The organism is Paracholeplasma morum (genome assembly GCF_016907055.1).
Taxonomy (GTDB): Bacteria; Bacillota_I; Bacilli_A; order Acholeplasmatales; family UBA5453; genus Paracholeplasma; species Paracholeplasma morum.
Map to the genome: position 1 here is coordinate 49968 of NZ_JAFBBG010000008.1, position 13625 is coordinate 63592.

General features: G+C 34.8%; 17 protein-coding genes. 15 read left to right on the forward strand and 2 right to left on the reverse strand.

Annotation, left to right across the window (positions count from 1 at the left end; genetic code table 11):
* Positions 1-16 precede the first annotated feature (16 nt).
* The 10 genes from greA (at position 17) to JN09_RS05010 (ending at position 7872) form a co-directional block, all read left to right on the forward strand.
* On the forward strand, positions 17-493 hold the full coding sequence (gene greA / locus JN09_RS04965; protein ID WP_204433360.1) for a transcription elongation factor GreA: 477 nt from the start codon (positions 17-19) through the stop codon (positions 491-493).
* A gap of 1 nt (position 494) precedes the next feature.
* Positions 495-1049, forward strand: a complete 555-nt coding sequence (locus JN09_RS04970) for a YqeG family HAD IIIA-type phosphatase (protein WP_204433361.1) — start codon at positions 495-497, stop codon at positions 1047-1049.
* Positions 1036-2079, forward strand: a complete 1044-nt coding sequence (locus JN09_RS04975; protein WP_204433366.1) for a GTPase — start codon at positions 1036-1038, stop codon at positions 2077-2079. Before JN09_RS04970 ends, JN09_RS04975 begins: the two co-directional genes overlap by 14 nt.
* On the forward strand, positions 2079-2633 hold the full coding sequence (yqeK, locus tag JN09_RS04980) for a bis(5'-nucleosyl)-tetraphosphatase (symmetrical) YqeK (protein WP_204433368.1): 555 nt from the start codon (positions 2079-2081) through the stop codon (positions 2631-2633). The genes JN09_RS04975 and yqeK overlap by 1 nt, the downstream gene beginning before the upstream one ends.
* Positions 2630-2944 carry a ribosome silencing factor gene (gene rsfS / locus JN09_RS04985; protein ID WP_204433372.1) on the forward strand — a complete coding sequence of 105 codons (315 nt, stop codon included), beginning with the start codon at positions 2630-2632 and terminating at the stop codon, positions 2942-2944. The genes yqeK and rsfS overlap by 4 nt, the downstream gene beginning before the upstream one ends.
* Before the next feature lies 1 nt (position 2945).
* Positions 2946-3593 carry a class I SAM-dependent DNA methyltransferase gene (locus JN09_RS04990; protein ID WP_204433374.1) on the forward strand — a complete coding sequence of 216 codons (648 nt, stop codon included), beginning with the start codon at positions 2946-2948 and terminating at the stop codon, positions 3591-3593.
* Between the two features lie 65 nt (positions 3594-3658).
* Entirely contained in the window at positions 3659-4162 is a 504-nt protein-coding gene (locus tag JN09_RS04995) for a helix-hairpin-helix domain-containing protein (RefSeq protein ID WP_204433376.1), read from the forward strand.
* Complete coding sequence (locus JN09_RS05000; RefSeq protein WP_204433378.1) at positions 4131-6209, forward strand: ComEC/Rec2 family competence protein; 2079 nt, start codon at positions 4131-4133, stop codon at positions 6207-6209. The genes JN09_RS04995 and JN09_RS05000 overlap by 32 nt, the downstream gene beginning before the upstream one ends.
* A gap of 36 nt (positions 6210-6245) precedes the next feature.
* The gene (gene holA / locus JN09_RS05005) at positions 6246-7196 is read left to right on the forward strand and encodes a DNA polymerase III subunit delta (protein ID WP_204433380.1); all 951 of its coding nucleotides are present in this window, start codon (positions 6246-6248) and stop codon (positions 7194-7196) included.
* 1 nt (position 7197) lies between these two features.
* Positions 7198-7872, forward strand: a complete 675-nt coding sequence (locus JN09_RS05010; RefSeq protein WP_204433382.1) for a 3'-5' exonuclease — start codon at positions 7198-7200, stop codon at positions 7870-7872.
* Positions 7873-7901: 29 nt separating this feature from the next.
* On the opposite strand, the gene rpsT is transcribed toward JN09_RS05010, so the two are convergent.
* The gene (gene rpsT / locus JN09_RS05015; RefSeq protein ID WP_204433384.1) at positions 7902-8162 is read right to left on the reverse strand and encodes a 30S ribosomal protein S20; all 261 of its coding nucleotides are present in this window, start codon (positions 8160-8162) and stop codon (positions 7902-7904) included.
* A gap of 106 nt (positions 8163-8268) precedes the next feature.
* Between rpsT and pgsA the strand changes: the two genes are divergently transcribed.
* Positions 8269-8832 (forward strand): CDP-diacylglycerol--glycerol-3-phosphate 3-phosphatidyltransferase, encoded by a 564-nt coding sequence (pgsA, locus tag JN09_RS05020; RefSeq protein WP_204433386.1) that lies wholly within the window; start codon positions 8269-8271, stop codon positions 8830-8832.
* A 47-nt stretch (positions 8833-8879) separates the two neighbouring features.
* On the forward strand, positions 8880-9869 hold the full coding sequence (gene recA / locus JN09_RS05025; protein ID WP_204433387.1) for a recombinase RecA: 990 nt from the start codon (positions 8880-8882) through the stop codon (positions 9867-9869).
* A gap of 94 nt (positions 9870-9963) precedes the next feature.
* On the opposite strand, the gene JN09_RS05030 is transcribed toward recA, so the two are convergent.
* A complete protein-coding gene (locus JN09_RS05030) occupies positions 9964-10548 on the reverse strand; it encodes a hypothetical protein (protein ID WP_204433388.1) in 585 nt (194 codons plus the stop codon).
* A gap of 207 nt (positions 10549-10755) precedes the next feature.
* On the opposite strand from JN09_RS05030, the gene rny reads away from it, so the two are divergent.
* The 3 genes from rny to tnpA all read left to right on the forward strand — a co-directional run.
* Positions 10756-12318 (forward strand): ribonuclease Y, encoded by a 1563-nt coding sequence (rny, locus tag JN09_RS05035; protein ID WP_204433389.1) that lies wholly within the window; start codon positions 10756-10758, stop codon positions 12316-12318.
* Positions 12319-12357: 39 nt separating this feature from the next.
* On the forward strand, positions 12358-13113 hold the full coding sequence (locus JN09_RS05040; protein ID WP_204433390.1) for a TIGR00282 family metallophosphoesterase: 756 nt from the start codon (positions 12358-12360) through the stop codon (positions 13111-13113).
* A 311-nt stretch (positions 13114-13424) separates the two neighbouring features.
* Positions 13425-13625: IS200/IS605 family transposase (gene tnpA / locus JN09_RS05045; RefSeq protein ID WP_204433398.1), on the forward strand; the 201-nt coding region annotated here is incomplete at its 3' end.

Sequence of the window (13625 nt, forward strand, 5' to 3'; positions counted from 1 at the left end):
ACAAGGAGTGAATTTTATGGCAAAAAATAAACAGGTCTTTGAATTGACCCAAGAAGGTGTCGATCAGTTAAGAGCTGAGTTATCTCACTTAAAAGATGTAAAACGTCCTGAAAACGTCATCGCGCTTCAAGAAGCTCGTGCACAAGGGGACTTATCTGAAAACGCTGATTATGATGCAGCTAGAGATGAACAAGCAAGAATTGAAGCGCGCATCAAAGAAATTGAAAATATCTTAGAAAACTTTAAATTAATTAAAGCATCTTCCGATAACAAAGTTACAACCGGGAAAACAGTAACATTATTCTTCGTAGAAAAGAAGAAAACTGTAGATTATCAATTGGTTGGAACCATTGAAGCAAACCCAATGTTAAATAAGATTTCAACAGATTCACCTGTTGGAAAAGCAATCATTGGTGCTGTTGAAGGGGATTCTGTAGAAGTACACCTAGAAACAGGCAAATCGTTCCATGTCCAAATACTAGACATTAAATAGTATGGCGAAGAAACGTTATTTGAATTTTATTCCTAATGAACATCAAAAATCGGTGAACAACATCGATTTTTTAGGTTTATATCAGAAAGGATTCCGAGTATGTTTAATTGATATCGATAACACATTGGTATCTTATCAAGAACATACACCTAATGAAAAGACCATTAACCTACTCAATGAAATCGAACAAATTGGCTTTAAAATCCTATTAATCTCTAACAACAATAAACAAAGGGTATCACTCTTTTCAAAGGATTTAAAGTACCCATATTTAGCGAGTGCTCGTAAGCCTCTTAAAAAAGGGTTTAAGAAAGCACTTAAACTGTTGGGGGTTAACGATAAGACCACGGTAATAAACATTGGCGATCAAATCATGACCGATATTTTAGGTGGAAATCGAATGGGTTTTTACACTATTTTTGTGAATCCGATCATGAGAAAGTCTGACATCCTACCAACACGAATTAACCGAAAAATGGAAGCTTTTTTCTTGAAAAAGGCGAAAAAACACCATAAAGAACTGTATAAAGAGAGGTTTTTAGATGAAAAAATGTAGTGGTTGTGGCGTTATTCTACAAACAAACACCGAAAAAGCCTTAGGATATGTCAAGTCTATAGAACATGATTTATGTGTGGATTGTTTTAATTTGAAAAATTACTCAAAAGTAACGAATCAAGAAATCTTAAAAGGCGATATGCCAACGATTAAAGAAGAAGCTTTGATCATCTATGTACTAAGTGTTAATCACTTGTCATTAAGACTGAAGTATCGTTTAGATAGACATTTCCCAAATTCGAAAACAATACTCGTTTTAAACCACCTAGATACGCTTGAAAAAAGTGTAAATATCAACCGAATGATTCATAAAATACGTGAAGAAGCAAACATCCTTAAAATGCGTTTTGAAGAAATAATTCCGGTTTCTGCTCTTCAAAACTATAATATTGACCTTTTAATCGATACGATTAGTCACTATCAAAACCATCAAAATGTTTACTTAGTAGGATTCCAAAACTCAGGAAAATCCTTACTATTTAGACGTATTGCTGAAAAAATGAAACATAGAACGAACGTTTTATCTGGTAAAAAACCAGGTTTAACACAGGGAGAATTTGACATGCCATTTAATGATCGAAAGATTATTGATACCCCAGGTATTTTCCTTGACGGTGGTATTGCAGAATTTCTACCATATGAGGCTTATAAAGAACTATTGATTGAATCAAGAGTTAAACCAACGATTTATCAACTAGACGAACAACAATCGGTTTATCTAGATGGCATTGGGGTATTTTCCTACTTAGAAGGTGGATTCAAGGGGATTAGTTTTTATGCATCATCTAAGATGCAATTGCATAGAACCAAATACGATTCATCCTACGTAAAGTTTGATTCAAGAAAAGAACACCTGTTCAAAAATAGTGTGTCAACTACCTTTGTCAAACAAGTCTTTAGAATCAAAGAAGCTAAAAGGTACGAAGTTGCATTTGCGGACATTGCCTTTGTCCATTTAATGGGACCAGCAGTCGTCGAGGTATATACCCCTAAAGACTTTAGGGTGGTATTAAGTGAGGCGTTATACTAATGGATTTTGAACGAATTCTTTTAGAAAAACTTGGAGATCATAAAGACCGTATACGACATGTAAAGGGCGTATATGAACGCGCTCTAGAACTTGGTTTAATTCATGGTGGAGACCCATTTGTTTTGAAACAAGCAGCACTATTACATGATTTATGTAAGTACGATACAATCGAATCTCAAGTAGAAATGATTGATGATCTAGAGCTAGTGAAGAAATATCAAGATACCAAAGTAGTTTATCACGCACTGGCTGCAGCCGCCTATGTAAAAAAAGTCCTAGGGATAAACGATCCGAAAGTGATTGAGGCGATTCAATACCATATGTGGGGTAAACCAGATATGAACTTGGAAACCATGATTATCGTTGTTTCTGATTATTCGGAACCAAATAGACACTTTAAAGAAGCAAAAATTGTCTATGAACGTGCGCTAAAAGACCTTAAAGAAGCTTATTTATTATCGCTTCAATTCACGGTAGAACACCTCTTAAAAGATAATGTTACACCACATATAGAACAACTAGAATGTATAGAGTATTACAAGGAGACGAAATGAACTTATTAGAAAAAACGATCAAAACATTAGAATTGGTTAAACCAACCGACATCAGAGTATATGACATGGAGAAATCCTCGCCATTCTTCGATTATGTGGTTGTGGCTACCGCGAATGAACGACAAGCTAACGCCTTGGTTTCTTACCTTAAAGAAGCACTTCCTAATCAAATCAAAGGCATTGAAGGTAAAACAGGTGGTTGGTTATTGGTTGACCTTAAGGATATTATCATCCATATCTTCTCGGAAGAACAAAGAGACTTCTATGGCTTCGATAAACGCCTTATGGGGTTAAAAAGAGTCGAATTATAACATGAGTTTCGGAAAGGTTTATGAAGCTTTGGTTGAGGACATCGACTACGGACCAATTGTAGATTTCATTGTAAAAGAACTTGATCCAAATAAGTCACTTTTGGATGCAGGCTGTGGAACAGGTGTTTTTCTAATTCCTCTATTAAAACTAGGGTTTCATGCGAGTGGGATTGACTTAGACTCAGAATCACTAGCAATTGCTAGGGATAAAATGAGAGAAAATGCCCTATACGCACATTTATATGAACATGATTTACGAGAACCTATTAGAGCTAAGTATGACCAAATCATCTTGCTAAATGATGTTGTGAATTATTTCAAAGGGGCTAAAAGGCTTTTTAAGAATTTGAAAAATGCCCTAAACGCCAAAGGTACGCTTTTGTTTGACGTTTATAAAGAAGAGTATTTATCCGTGATGGATGGGTACATAGAAACCGATACTGAACCATTTTATTATGAATGGAAAGTGTCCGTACACAATGCCTCTTTAAAGCATTCGATAACAACAACCGAAACTTACAAGGTGACACAATCCATTTATCCACTTAAATACTACACATCCATTTTAGAGAATCTAGGAATGGAAGTTATCACGCTAGCAGGTCCTGATGAACGTAAGCACTATATCAAAGCAACTTTAAAAAAATAACGTAAAACCGACTGGTTTTACTTTTTTTTATAGTATTACGTTGTATTCATTAAATGGGTGATATAATGAAAAAAATCAAAGTTGGTTTGTTCGTTTTGTTTTTACTATTATTAATCTTTATCCCTAAACTACTCAATAAACCGGTAGAATCTAGAAAATTACAACCTATTGTAGTCCCTGAACTAATTAAAGTCGAGATTTATGGCGAAGTCAATCTTCCAGGTGTTTACTATGTTGAGTCTGGGACAACTTATGAGAAACTGATTAACTACGCGTTAGGTCCTAAACTTGAAGCGGACTTATCTACCATTAACTTAAAGGAACCAATTCTTGATTCCATTAGAATAGAAATTAAGAAAAAAGATGAACCCGTTACTCAAAAAGTAAACATCAATACTGCGTCACTAGAAGAACTGGTTATGTTACCTAGTATCGGTGAAGCAACCGCTAAAAGAATCATCGAGTACCGCCAAAAAAACGGTGCATTTCTAACGATTTCGGATTTAAAACAAGTATCTGGCATTGGCGATCAAACCTTTGAAAAACTTAAAAACCTTATTACCGTCTAATACACATTTATTAGGGTTTGGGTTTCTAATTGGCGCACTTAGTGCGCTTAATCTGTACTATCTATTGCTTATGATAATACTTGTATTCTTCATGAGAAAGCATAAACTTTTAAAGTTATCGCTTTTGTTCATCTTACTTGGATTTCTCATAGTAAAAACGCCAAGAACCTTGATTAAACCTAATGGGTATTATCGTGTACTTTGGGTTTCAGAAGATAAACCTTTCGTTTACACAATTAGGAGTAATTCGAAGAAATATCATTTGAAGTCGAATCAAGAAATTGAAATTGGGTCAGTTATTATGATTGAAACATTACCTAATCTTTATGATCATGCTCGCTTCACTTATGGGTTTGATGCTCATGATTACTATAAGTCCCAAGGTATTAATGGCTATTTTAACTATGTCGATTTTGAGGTAATCAAAGTCGAAAAGAGCCCTTATAAGGTAATGGATAGACTTTACACTTATGTGGATTCTTTACCTACTAATGCTCGATATTTTGTCAAAAGCTTAGTGTTAGGGGATTATGAGTTTGAGAATAAAGACACGTTGAGTAAATTGGGAATCAGTCATTTGTTCGTTTTATCTGGGTTACATATTCAGATTTTGATGACCATGTGCGGATACTTATTTAAGCCCTTTAAACCGAAAACAAGAACAGTTTGCTATACAGTCATCTTAGGATTTTATTTATTTATCACAAAGATGCCGTTATCGTTATTAAGAGCTGCTTTACAGTTTTTAATCTACGAGTACTTCGTGATTAACGATAAAAAGATAACTCGACTCGATGCGTTATCTCTAACATTTATGATAATGATCATATTAAATCCCTTTTACCTTAAATCGATTGCTTTTCCGCTCACCTTTATTTCTAGTCTATTTTTCATTTTAGAACGTCCTAAACCAGATTTTATGAGTTCAGTCGGTACAACCATATACATTCAACTCTTAATACTGCCCTTTTTATCGCAAATTCAAAGTAGAATGTATCCTTTAGCGTTACTGTTTTCTCCAGTCATCATGAGGGTATTTAGTTATACCTTGATGCCACTGGCATGGTTCTCTTTATTTAGACCGATTGCAGAGTTGTTAGAAGAGGGATTTAAAGCGATTATAAGCTTGTTTGAATATATTAATCAGGATCAAATAGGCTTCTTAATTCCAAGACTGTCTGGCATATTAATTTTGATTTATATGGTATTATGGCTGCTAATCTATTTAGAGGAATCAGCAAAACACAAATTACTTAAAGGCTTTTTTCTTATTTTATTCCTTTATATGATTCCTTGTATAAGATACGTAAAACCTTACGATCAGGTGACATTCTTGGATGTTGGGCAAGGCGATACAACCATCATTGAATCTAAACACAATGGGTGTGTCATCGTCATCGATGCGTATGGAGACATTAAAGGATACCTTAGAAACAACCATATCGTTAATATCGATTATTTAATCATTTCCCATGGACATGAAGATCATTACTTAAAGATGTATGATGTTTTAGAAACAGCCAATGTTTCAGAGATAATCATCAGTCACTATGAGCAGGATATCGAGGCGTTACTTGTCGATAGTAGTCATAAAACTAAACGCGTAAGACCTAGTGAGAAATTAACATGTAGTGGGATAGAAATGACGATATTAGGCCCCCTAAAAGACTATAAAAATGCCAACAATAACTCTTTAGTAATAAAACTCAAGATGAATGATTTTAGTTTTCTTTTTACAGGCGATATCGAAGAATCTGCAGAGGTTGATTTGGTTAATAAATACAAAAAAGAACTAGGAAGTGATTTTCTAAAAGTACCCCACCACGGCTCAATCACTTCGTCATCTAGCCGGTTCATTAATCACGTGAATCCGATATATGCGATTATATCCTCGGGAAACACATATTTACACCCTCACAAAACCATTCTAACAAGATACCTTGATAATGGCATATATATCTATCAAACCAAACACAGTAACACCATTACCGTTAGGTTAAAATATTATGATCGTAAATATCGTATTAGGGTACACAAAGACGGTTAATTGTAGTATAATTGACAGTAGAAAGTGGGCGATTTCATGCCAGATTTGATTTACTTATTCACCGGCAATGACATGTTCTTAGTCGAAAATGCTGTTGAGTCTTTAGTAAAGTCATTAGACATAGATCCATTTAATGTACTATCTTATGATTTAACAGAACAATCTATGGACCAACTCTTACAAGAAATGAACACAATTTCTTTTTTTGCTGACAAAAAAATTATTAAGGTAAAAAATCCGTGGTTTTTCTATGAAGACAAAACCGATGACTTGTTACCAGATTTAATCCGTTACTTCCATAGTCCGAATGAGGACACAACGGTTATTTTTATGACAACTAAAGCGCTAGATTCAAGCTTAAACGTTGTTAAAGAGGCAAAGAAGTACATTCGTATTGAAACCGTAAAAGACATGGATAAGGACGCGTTTAAACCTTATGTCAAAGCTCAGTTTGATGCTTTAAGATATCAAATTGATGAACAAGCCATTGATGAATTACTTGAAAGAACCAATTATGATGTTTCCCTATTAAACAACGAGATTGCAAAACTTAGATTGTTCGCTTTCGATGAAAAGAAAATAACGCTTAAAGACATTAAGCAATTGGTTAGTAGAAATCTAGAAGAGAATATATTTGAACTCACTAACGCCGTAATTGCGAGAAATAAAAAACGCATTTTGGAAGTGTATTACGACTTACTTGAAAAAAATGAGGATCCAATCCGAATTATCAGTTCAATTTCTGTAAAGCTTAAGGAAACCATTCAATCCAGACAGTTACTGGATAAGGGCTATACACAGGATATGATTGCATCGTATTTTGGTGTAAAATCCGCTAAGGCATATTATATGGTGAAAAATGCGCAACAAATGAAAAAAGTAGACTTGGAATCTCTCTATGAAAGATTATCCAACCTAGATTATGATATTAAATCTGGTAGAATTGATAAAAAGCTTGGCCTAGAGTTATTCTTGTTGGAGGTATAAGATGTTAGTAGAAAAATATGAAAAAATATTGTTGTTCGATTTTGAAACAACAGGGTTATATCCCAACACAGACCGCATCATCGAAATTGGTGCGATTTTGTTGAAAAGAGACCCGAAAATGATGCAGTACCGTATGGATAAAGAATTATCTGTTTTAATTAGACAAAATAAACCTCTTCCACCTAAAATCACTGAAATCACAAATATCACCGATGAAATGTTATTAACTATGGGCATTAGTGAAGAAGAAGCTTTTCAAGCATTTTTTGACATGTATGATGAAAAGACTTTGTTGGTTGCTTATAATATTGCATTTGATCATGCGTTTCTAAAGGCGCTTTTTAGACGTCAAAAGGATTCGCTATATGAACTTAATAATGACTTGTTAGACGTTATGGCTATGTTTAAGGATAGACACCCATTCCCACACAAGCTAGACAATGCAGTCTCTACTTATGGCGTAGAAGTAAAAAACACGCATAGAGCGATTGATGATATCAAGGCTACTTTGCATGTTTTATTACAAATGATTAAGGAAAGAGATACTACAGATGCCTATATCAATGTCATTGGGTATAATCCAAAATACCCACCTAGAGGACCATTAGCATCACACGTAAAGATGGTTCCACAATATGGGAACAGACTAGAAATTGAACGCATGTTCAAAGGATAAAACAAAAAAAAACCACATCGTTGATGTGATTATAGACTGTTTACTAAGATTGCTAATTGTGATTTGTGGTTGGCGACATAGTTTCTATGGTAAATACCCTTAGCTTGTCCCTTATCCAATTTCTTACTTGCATAAGCAACCGCTACTAAAGCTTGTTCCTTGTCTTTTGCTTCAACTGCCTTGATTACTGCCTTGATTGCAGTTTTAGTAGAAGATTTGAATGAAGCATTAATTAGTCTACGTTTTTCGTTGGTTTTGTTTCTCTTGATTTGTTGTTTGATGTTAGCCATGATGTCACCTCCCGTGATAAGCAACTCAAATTATACCAAATGAGTTGCTAAAATGCAACTATTAAACCGAAAATATGTTAAAATAAATTGAAAGAGAGAATGATGTATGACACTACCTAATAAATTGACTTTAAGTCGTATAGTGGCCATTCCAATTATGGTCATTATTTTGGTTATTGAACCGTTTCAATCAATTGACACTGTGTTCTCATTGAACCTTGCACAGTTGTTATTTGCGATTTTGTTTGTTATTGCAAGCTTTACTGATTTTTTGGATGGTTACTTAGCTAGAAAAAACAACCAAGTTACCACATTTGGTAAATTCACTGATCCAATCGCCGATAAGCTATTGGTCATCACGGCATTCTTATACCTTCAAACCGAACAAAGAGTATTTTGGTGGATGACGTTGATCGTTGTTGCTAGAGAGTTCATCGTAACTGGTATTCGTTTACTTGCAGTTGAGAAGGGTAAAGTGATTGCTGCCAGCAAGTTTGGAAAGATTAAAATGGTTTCAACAGTTATTGCATTAGTATTCCTATTGTTTAATGATTTTGGTCTAACACATTGGATAGGCGACATTTTATTATGGATTGCCCTTGCCGCAACAGTCCTTTCAGGCGTAGAATACTTTTACAAAAATAAGCATTTGGTTTTTGAATCAATTTAAAGTAATAAGCAGTCAAAGACGTTATATATATAGTAAGGAGGATGACTATGGACGTAAAAAAGCAGGAAGCATTGCTTAATGCGATGAAGCAAATAGAAAAGCAATACGGTAAAGGCTCCATTATGAAACTTGGCGATGAAGCTGACAGACATGTCGATGCTAGCCCATCCGGTTCAATTTCACTTGATGTGGCACTAGGTATTGGCGGATATCCAAAAGGTCGTATTATCGAGATTTACGGACCAGAAAGCTCAGGGAAAACGACGTTTGCATTAACAGCAATCGCAGAAGTTCAAAGAGCTGGAGGTTACGCTGCATTTATCGACGCTGAACACGCACTTGATCCACAGTATGCAAAAGCACTTGGTGTGGATGTTGATAATCTTATTTTGTCTCAACCAGATACTGGGGAACAAGCATTAGAGATTGCAGAAGCACTCATTAGAAGTGGTGCAGTAGGAATTGTTGTCATTGACTCAGTGGCAGCACTTGTTCCAGAAGCAGAAATTAACGGTGATATGGGAGATTCTCACGTGGGACTACAAGCAAGACTGATGTCTCAAGCGATGCGTAAACTTTCCGGTATCATAAACAAAACCAACACAATTGCAGTTTTCATCAACCAAATCAGAGAAAAAGTTGGTGTTATGTTTGGAAACCCTGAAACTACATCAGGTGGACGAGCCCTTAAATTCTATGCATCAGTAAGACTAGAAGTAAGACGCTCTGAACAAATCAAACTAGGAAATGATATAGTTGGGAATAAGGTAAACATCAAAGTCGTTAAGAACAAAGTAGCACCACCATTTAAAACAGCTACTGTAGACATTGTCTACGGTAAAGGTGTTTCAAAGATGGGTGAGTTAATTGATTTAGCAAGCGAACTAGAAATTGTTAAGAAGAGTGGTGCTTGGTATGCCTATGAAGGTGAAAAAATCGGTCAAGGTAGAGAAAACGCCAAAGAGTTCTTAGAAACACATGCAGAGATTGCTAAAGCCATTGAAGCACAAGTTAGAGCAAACTACAATTTAAAGTAAACATATAAGAGTTCTCGTGATGAGAACTTTTTTTGCATAAAAAAACCTAACGTCTTTCGGTAGGTTTGATTAACTTCAAAGTTCAAATTAGCGATTAAGCTGGAATAATCTTGGTTGCATGAGAAACAAAATCATAAGGTAGTTTAACATATACAACGTGTTCCAATGTGCTATTCAGTAAAGTTTCTGTGTATACAATTCTAGCAAAAAGTATAGGTGTTCCAGAATTAACAAAAGGTAGTATATTCTTATCTAAGTCAAAATCAAAGTTCACTTGAGCAATTCTTTCTGTTCCTAAAGGGTTAATTTGCTCAGTAGAAGTAGCGGTGTAACGTTCCCAGTTTGTAGATAATTGGTAAGTAAGTTTAACGTTAGATATTGTACTAAAAGTATCTTTTTTAGTTAATGTATAACGTATTCTAAAATAACCACCCTTTAAATCACTTGAAGTTTCTCTCATTTCGATAACCTTATAGTCTAAAGTAAAAGGTGTATCTTCAATACGAGTTAGTTCAGCTTTTTTGTCTTCAAAAATAATCGGTTTGTTTGTGTTATATTGTGTGATATAGATGGTTGGAACCATGATAATCGGTAATACAACAAAGACTAAAACAATGAAAAGCACCAATTTATGTCTTAGAAACCAGCTTATTTTCGAAGGTTTATTTGTTTTTTTCATATTAATCCCCATTTCATCTCTCTTATTATACTATATAAAAAATTAAAATAAAAGACGAATTGTAATGCGTTGACTAAATGGCGTAACTACTATATAATTAAAGAGTAGTACATAATGAAATGATAATCTCAATTAGATGTTGTTTTAGATAAAAACGCTCAAATTACTTTTAAAAAAATCATGAAAAACTAAATGGAGGAATTAACGATGGAAGCACTAATAATCATCGTCTCCGTTTTGCTTGGAATCGCAGCAGGAACTGGTATTGGATTCTATTTACGTGTCAAAATGCACGAAAAGAGTCTAAGAATTACTCGTGAAGCCGCAGAAAAAATTGTTGAAGATGGAAGAAAAGAAGCAGAAAAACTTAAAAAAGAAGCTATCTTAGAGGCACGTCAAGATATTTATAATCAAAAACGTGAATTCGAACGTGACATGAAAGAACGTAAACAAGTAGTTATTGATCTTGAAACAAAGATAACTCAACGTGATGAAATGTTAAATAGAAGATCCGCTAACTTAGATAAACGCGAAGAGTTTTTAGGCCAAAAAGAAGTTAAACTTGATGAAAAGAAACAAGAACTTGAACAATTAAATAGCAAAGTGGAAGACGTTTTAAAGGAACAAGAAGCGAAATTAATGGAAATTTCTGGAATTTCCACAGAGCAAGCACAAGCTATTATTATGGAACGAGTTAGACATGATATGGCTGAAGAAATCTCTTTATTTATCAAAGATGAAGAAGAAAAAGCAAAAGTTGAAGTAGATAGCAGAGCGAAAAATCTATTAACACTTGCAATTCAAAAGTATGCAAGTGAAACAACAAGCGAAAGAACCGTTTCGGTTGTTACTTTACCAACAGATGAAATGAAGGGGCGTATTATCGGCCGTGAAGGACGTAATATTCGCACCATAGAGGCATTAACCGGTGTTGACTTGATTATTGATGACACACCCGAAGCAGTTGTACTTAGCGGATTCGATCCAGTTAGACGCGAGGTTGCGAAACGTGCCTTGAGTTCATTGGTCGAAGATGGAAGAATTCATCCAGGTCGTATTGAAGAAGTTGTCGAAAGAGCACAACAAGAAGTCGATATGTTCATTAGAGAAGCTGGAGAAAATGCAGTATTTGAAACTGGTATTGGTAAATTACACCCTGATTTGGTGAAATTGCTTGGCCGTATGAGTTTTAGAACCAGTTATGGTCAAAACGTATTAAAACACTCAATTGAAACAGCCTTTTTGGCAGGTAAATTAGCTGCTGAACTAGGTGAAAATGAAGTACTTGCAAAACGTGCTGGATTACTACATGATATCGGTAAAGCCGTAGACCATGAAGTTGAAGGCTCACACGTTGAAATCGGTGTATCTTTAGTTTCTAGATACCATGAACCAAAAGAAGTAATCGATGCGATTGCCTCTCACCATGGTGACAAGGAACCTGAATCGATCATTGCTGTATTAGTAGCAGCTGCAGACGCATTAAGTGCTGCAAGACCTGGTGCTAGAAGCGAATCGATGGATAACTACATCAAACGTTTAGAACAACTTGAACAAATCTCAAATAAAGTATCTGGTGTTGAACGCTCATTCGCTATCCAAGCAGGTCGCGAAATCCGCGTTATTGTTAAACCAGACGAAGTTGACGATTTATCAACCTTTAAGGTTGCACGTGAAATTAAAGAACAAATTGAAGCAACACTTCAATATCCAGGAACCATCAAAGTTACTGTTGTTAGAGAAACGCGTGCCACAGATATTGCAAAATAAAAGGGGCGAAAGCTCCTTTTTCTTCATTAGGAGGACAAAATGAAAGTATTATTTATAGGCGATATATATGGTGAACCAGGTAGAAAAATCTTCTTGGACCATATCGATGAATTAAAGGCTGCTCATAAACCTAATATTATCATTGTTAACTCAGAAAATAGTGCTAATAATGGAAGAGGGATTACTCAAAAGTTCTATAAAGAACTAATGCAAAAAGGCGTATCTGCAGTTACAATGGGTAATCATGCTTATGGACAAAACGAGTTATTGACTTTTATGGATGATTCACATGTTATTAGACCAATAAACTATAAAGCTGCCCCGGGTAAAGGGTATGATTTGATCAAATTTAACAGTCAAACACTATTAGTCATTAACGCATTAGGACGCACATTTATGAATGCGAATATGGAATCTCCATTTTTTGAAATCGAGAAAGTCATTAATGAAGTAAAAGCCGATTATGTATTTGTAGATTTTCATGCAGAAGCAACATCCGAAAAAGTCGCTTTAGGACACTATCTAGATGGAAAGGTTTCCGCCATCGTTGGGACACACACTCACATCCCTACAGCTGACGAACGCGTGCTTCCTAAAGGTACTTTGTATATTACCGATGTTGGAATGACAGGGCCACTTGATGGTGTTATTGGAGTCGATAAGGATATTGTTGTCAATAGATTCCTTTATGGATACTCATTACCCAATCAAGTAGCGATTACTAAGAATCAATTAAATGCTGTTATTTTAGATTTAAAAAACAAGACAATCAAGCGTATACATTTAGAAGACTAGCCCTGGACTATAAGATTCTTTGGTTATTTTATTGATATCTATTGACAAATCTAAACAATCATGTAAAAATACTAGCAATATTTAAAAATAGAGTTGATTATTACGATTGATGGAGAGAGCAATCTAATGGTCCACCTAGAAGTAAACAACTTATGTTTATCGTTTAACAATCTAATCAATAAGTCCCCTTCCTCTATAGGTAGCGGGATGAATTGATTTTTTTGTTTTTTTATGTGGAATATTATATATAAAATATGGTATAATATAAATATAATAAACATTCGGTATAATTACGGAAAGAAGGCTATATAATGTTAAAATTAGACACAAATTTACATTCAGTCTTTATGTTGTGGTATCACTTGATTTTAGTCACTAAATATAGACGTGAAGTCTTTACAGATGACATCTCTAATCGTGCTAAAGAGATTTTTGAAAATATAGCTACTAATTATCATATTACCTTAATTGAGTGGAACCACGATTCAGATCATGTTCACATTTTATTTAGG

Bases quoted from the DNA above. Each gene is read 5' to 3' on its own strand.
- JN09_RS04990 (WP_204433374.1), top strand. From the start codon at position 2,946: ATGAGTTTCGGAAAGGTTTATGAAGCTTTGGTTGAGGACATCGACTAC.
- rpsT (WP_204433384.1), bottom strand. From the start codon at position 8,162: ATGGCTAACATCAAACAACAAATCAAGAGAAACAAAACCAACGAAAAA.
- rsfS (WP_204433372.1), top strand. From the start codon at position 2,630: ATGAACTTATTAGAAAAAACGATCAAAACATTAGAATTGGTTAAACCA.
- JN09_RS05030 (WP_204433388.1), bottom strand. From the start codon at position 10,548: ATGAAAAAAACAAATAAACCTTCGAAAATAAGCTGGTTTCTAAGACAT.
- JN09_RS05010 (WP_204433382.1), top strand. From the start codon at position 7,198: ATGTTAGTAGAAAAATATGAAAAAATATTGTTGTTCGATTTTGAAACA.
- JN09_RS04995 (WP_204433376.1), top strand. From the start codon at position 3,659: ATGAAAAAAATCAAAGTTGGTTTGTTCGTTTTGTTTTTACTATTATTA.
- recA (WP_204433387.1), top strand. From the start codon at position 8,880: ATGGACGTAAAAAAGCAGGAAGCATTGCTTAATGCGATGAAGCAAATA.
- rny (WP_204433389.1), top strand. From the start codon at position 10,756: ATGGAAGCACTAATAATCATCGTCTCCGTTTTGCTTGGAATCGCAGCA.
- greA (WP_204433360.1), top strand. From the start codon at position 17: ATGGCAAAAAATAAACAGGTCTTTGAATTGACCCAAGAAGGTGTCGAT.
- JN09_RS05040 (WP_204433390.1), top strand. From the start codon at position 12,358: ATGAAAGTATTATTTATAGGCGATATATATGGTGAACCAGGTAGAAAA.
- yqeK (WP_204433368.1), top strand. From the start codon at position 2,079: ATGGATTTTGAACGAATTCTTTTAGAAAAACTTGGAGATCATAAAGAC.
- holA (WP_204433380.1), top strand. From the start codon at position 6,246: ATGCCAGATTTGATTTACTTATTCACCGGCAATGACATGTTCTTAGTC.
- JN09_RS04975 (WP_204433366.1), top strand. From the start codon at position 1,036: ATGAAAAAATGTAGTGGTTGTGGCGTTATTCTACAAACAAACACCGAA.
- JN09_RS04970 (WP_204433361.1), top strand. From the start codon at position 495: ATGGCGAAGAAACGTTATTTGAATTTTATTCCTAATGAACATCAAAAA.
- pgsA (WP_204433386.1), top strand. From the start codon at position 8,269: ATGACACTACCTAATAAATTGACTTTAAGTCGTATAGTGGCCATTCCA.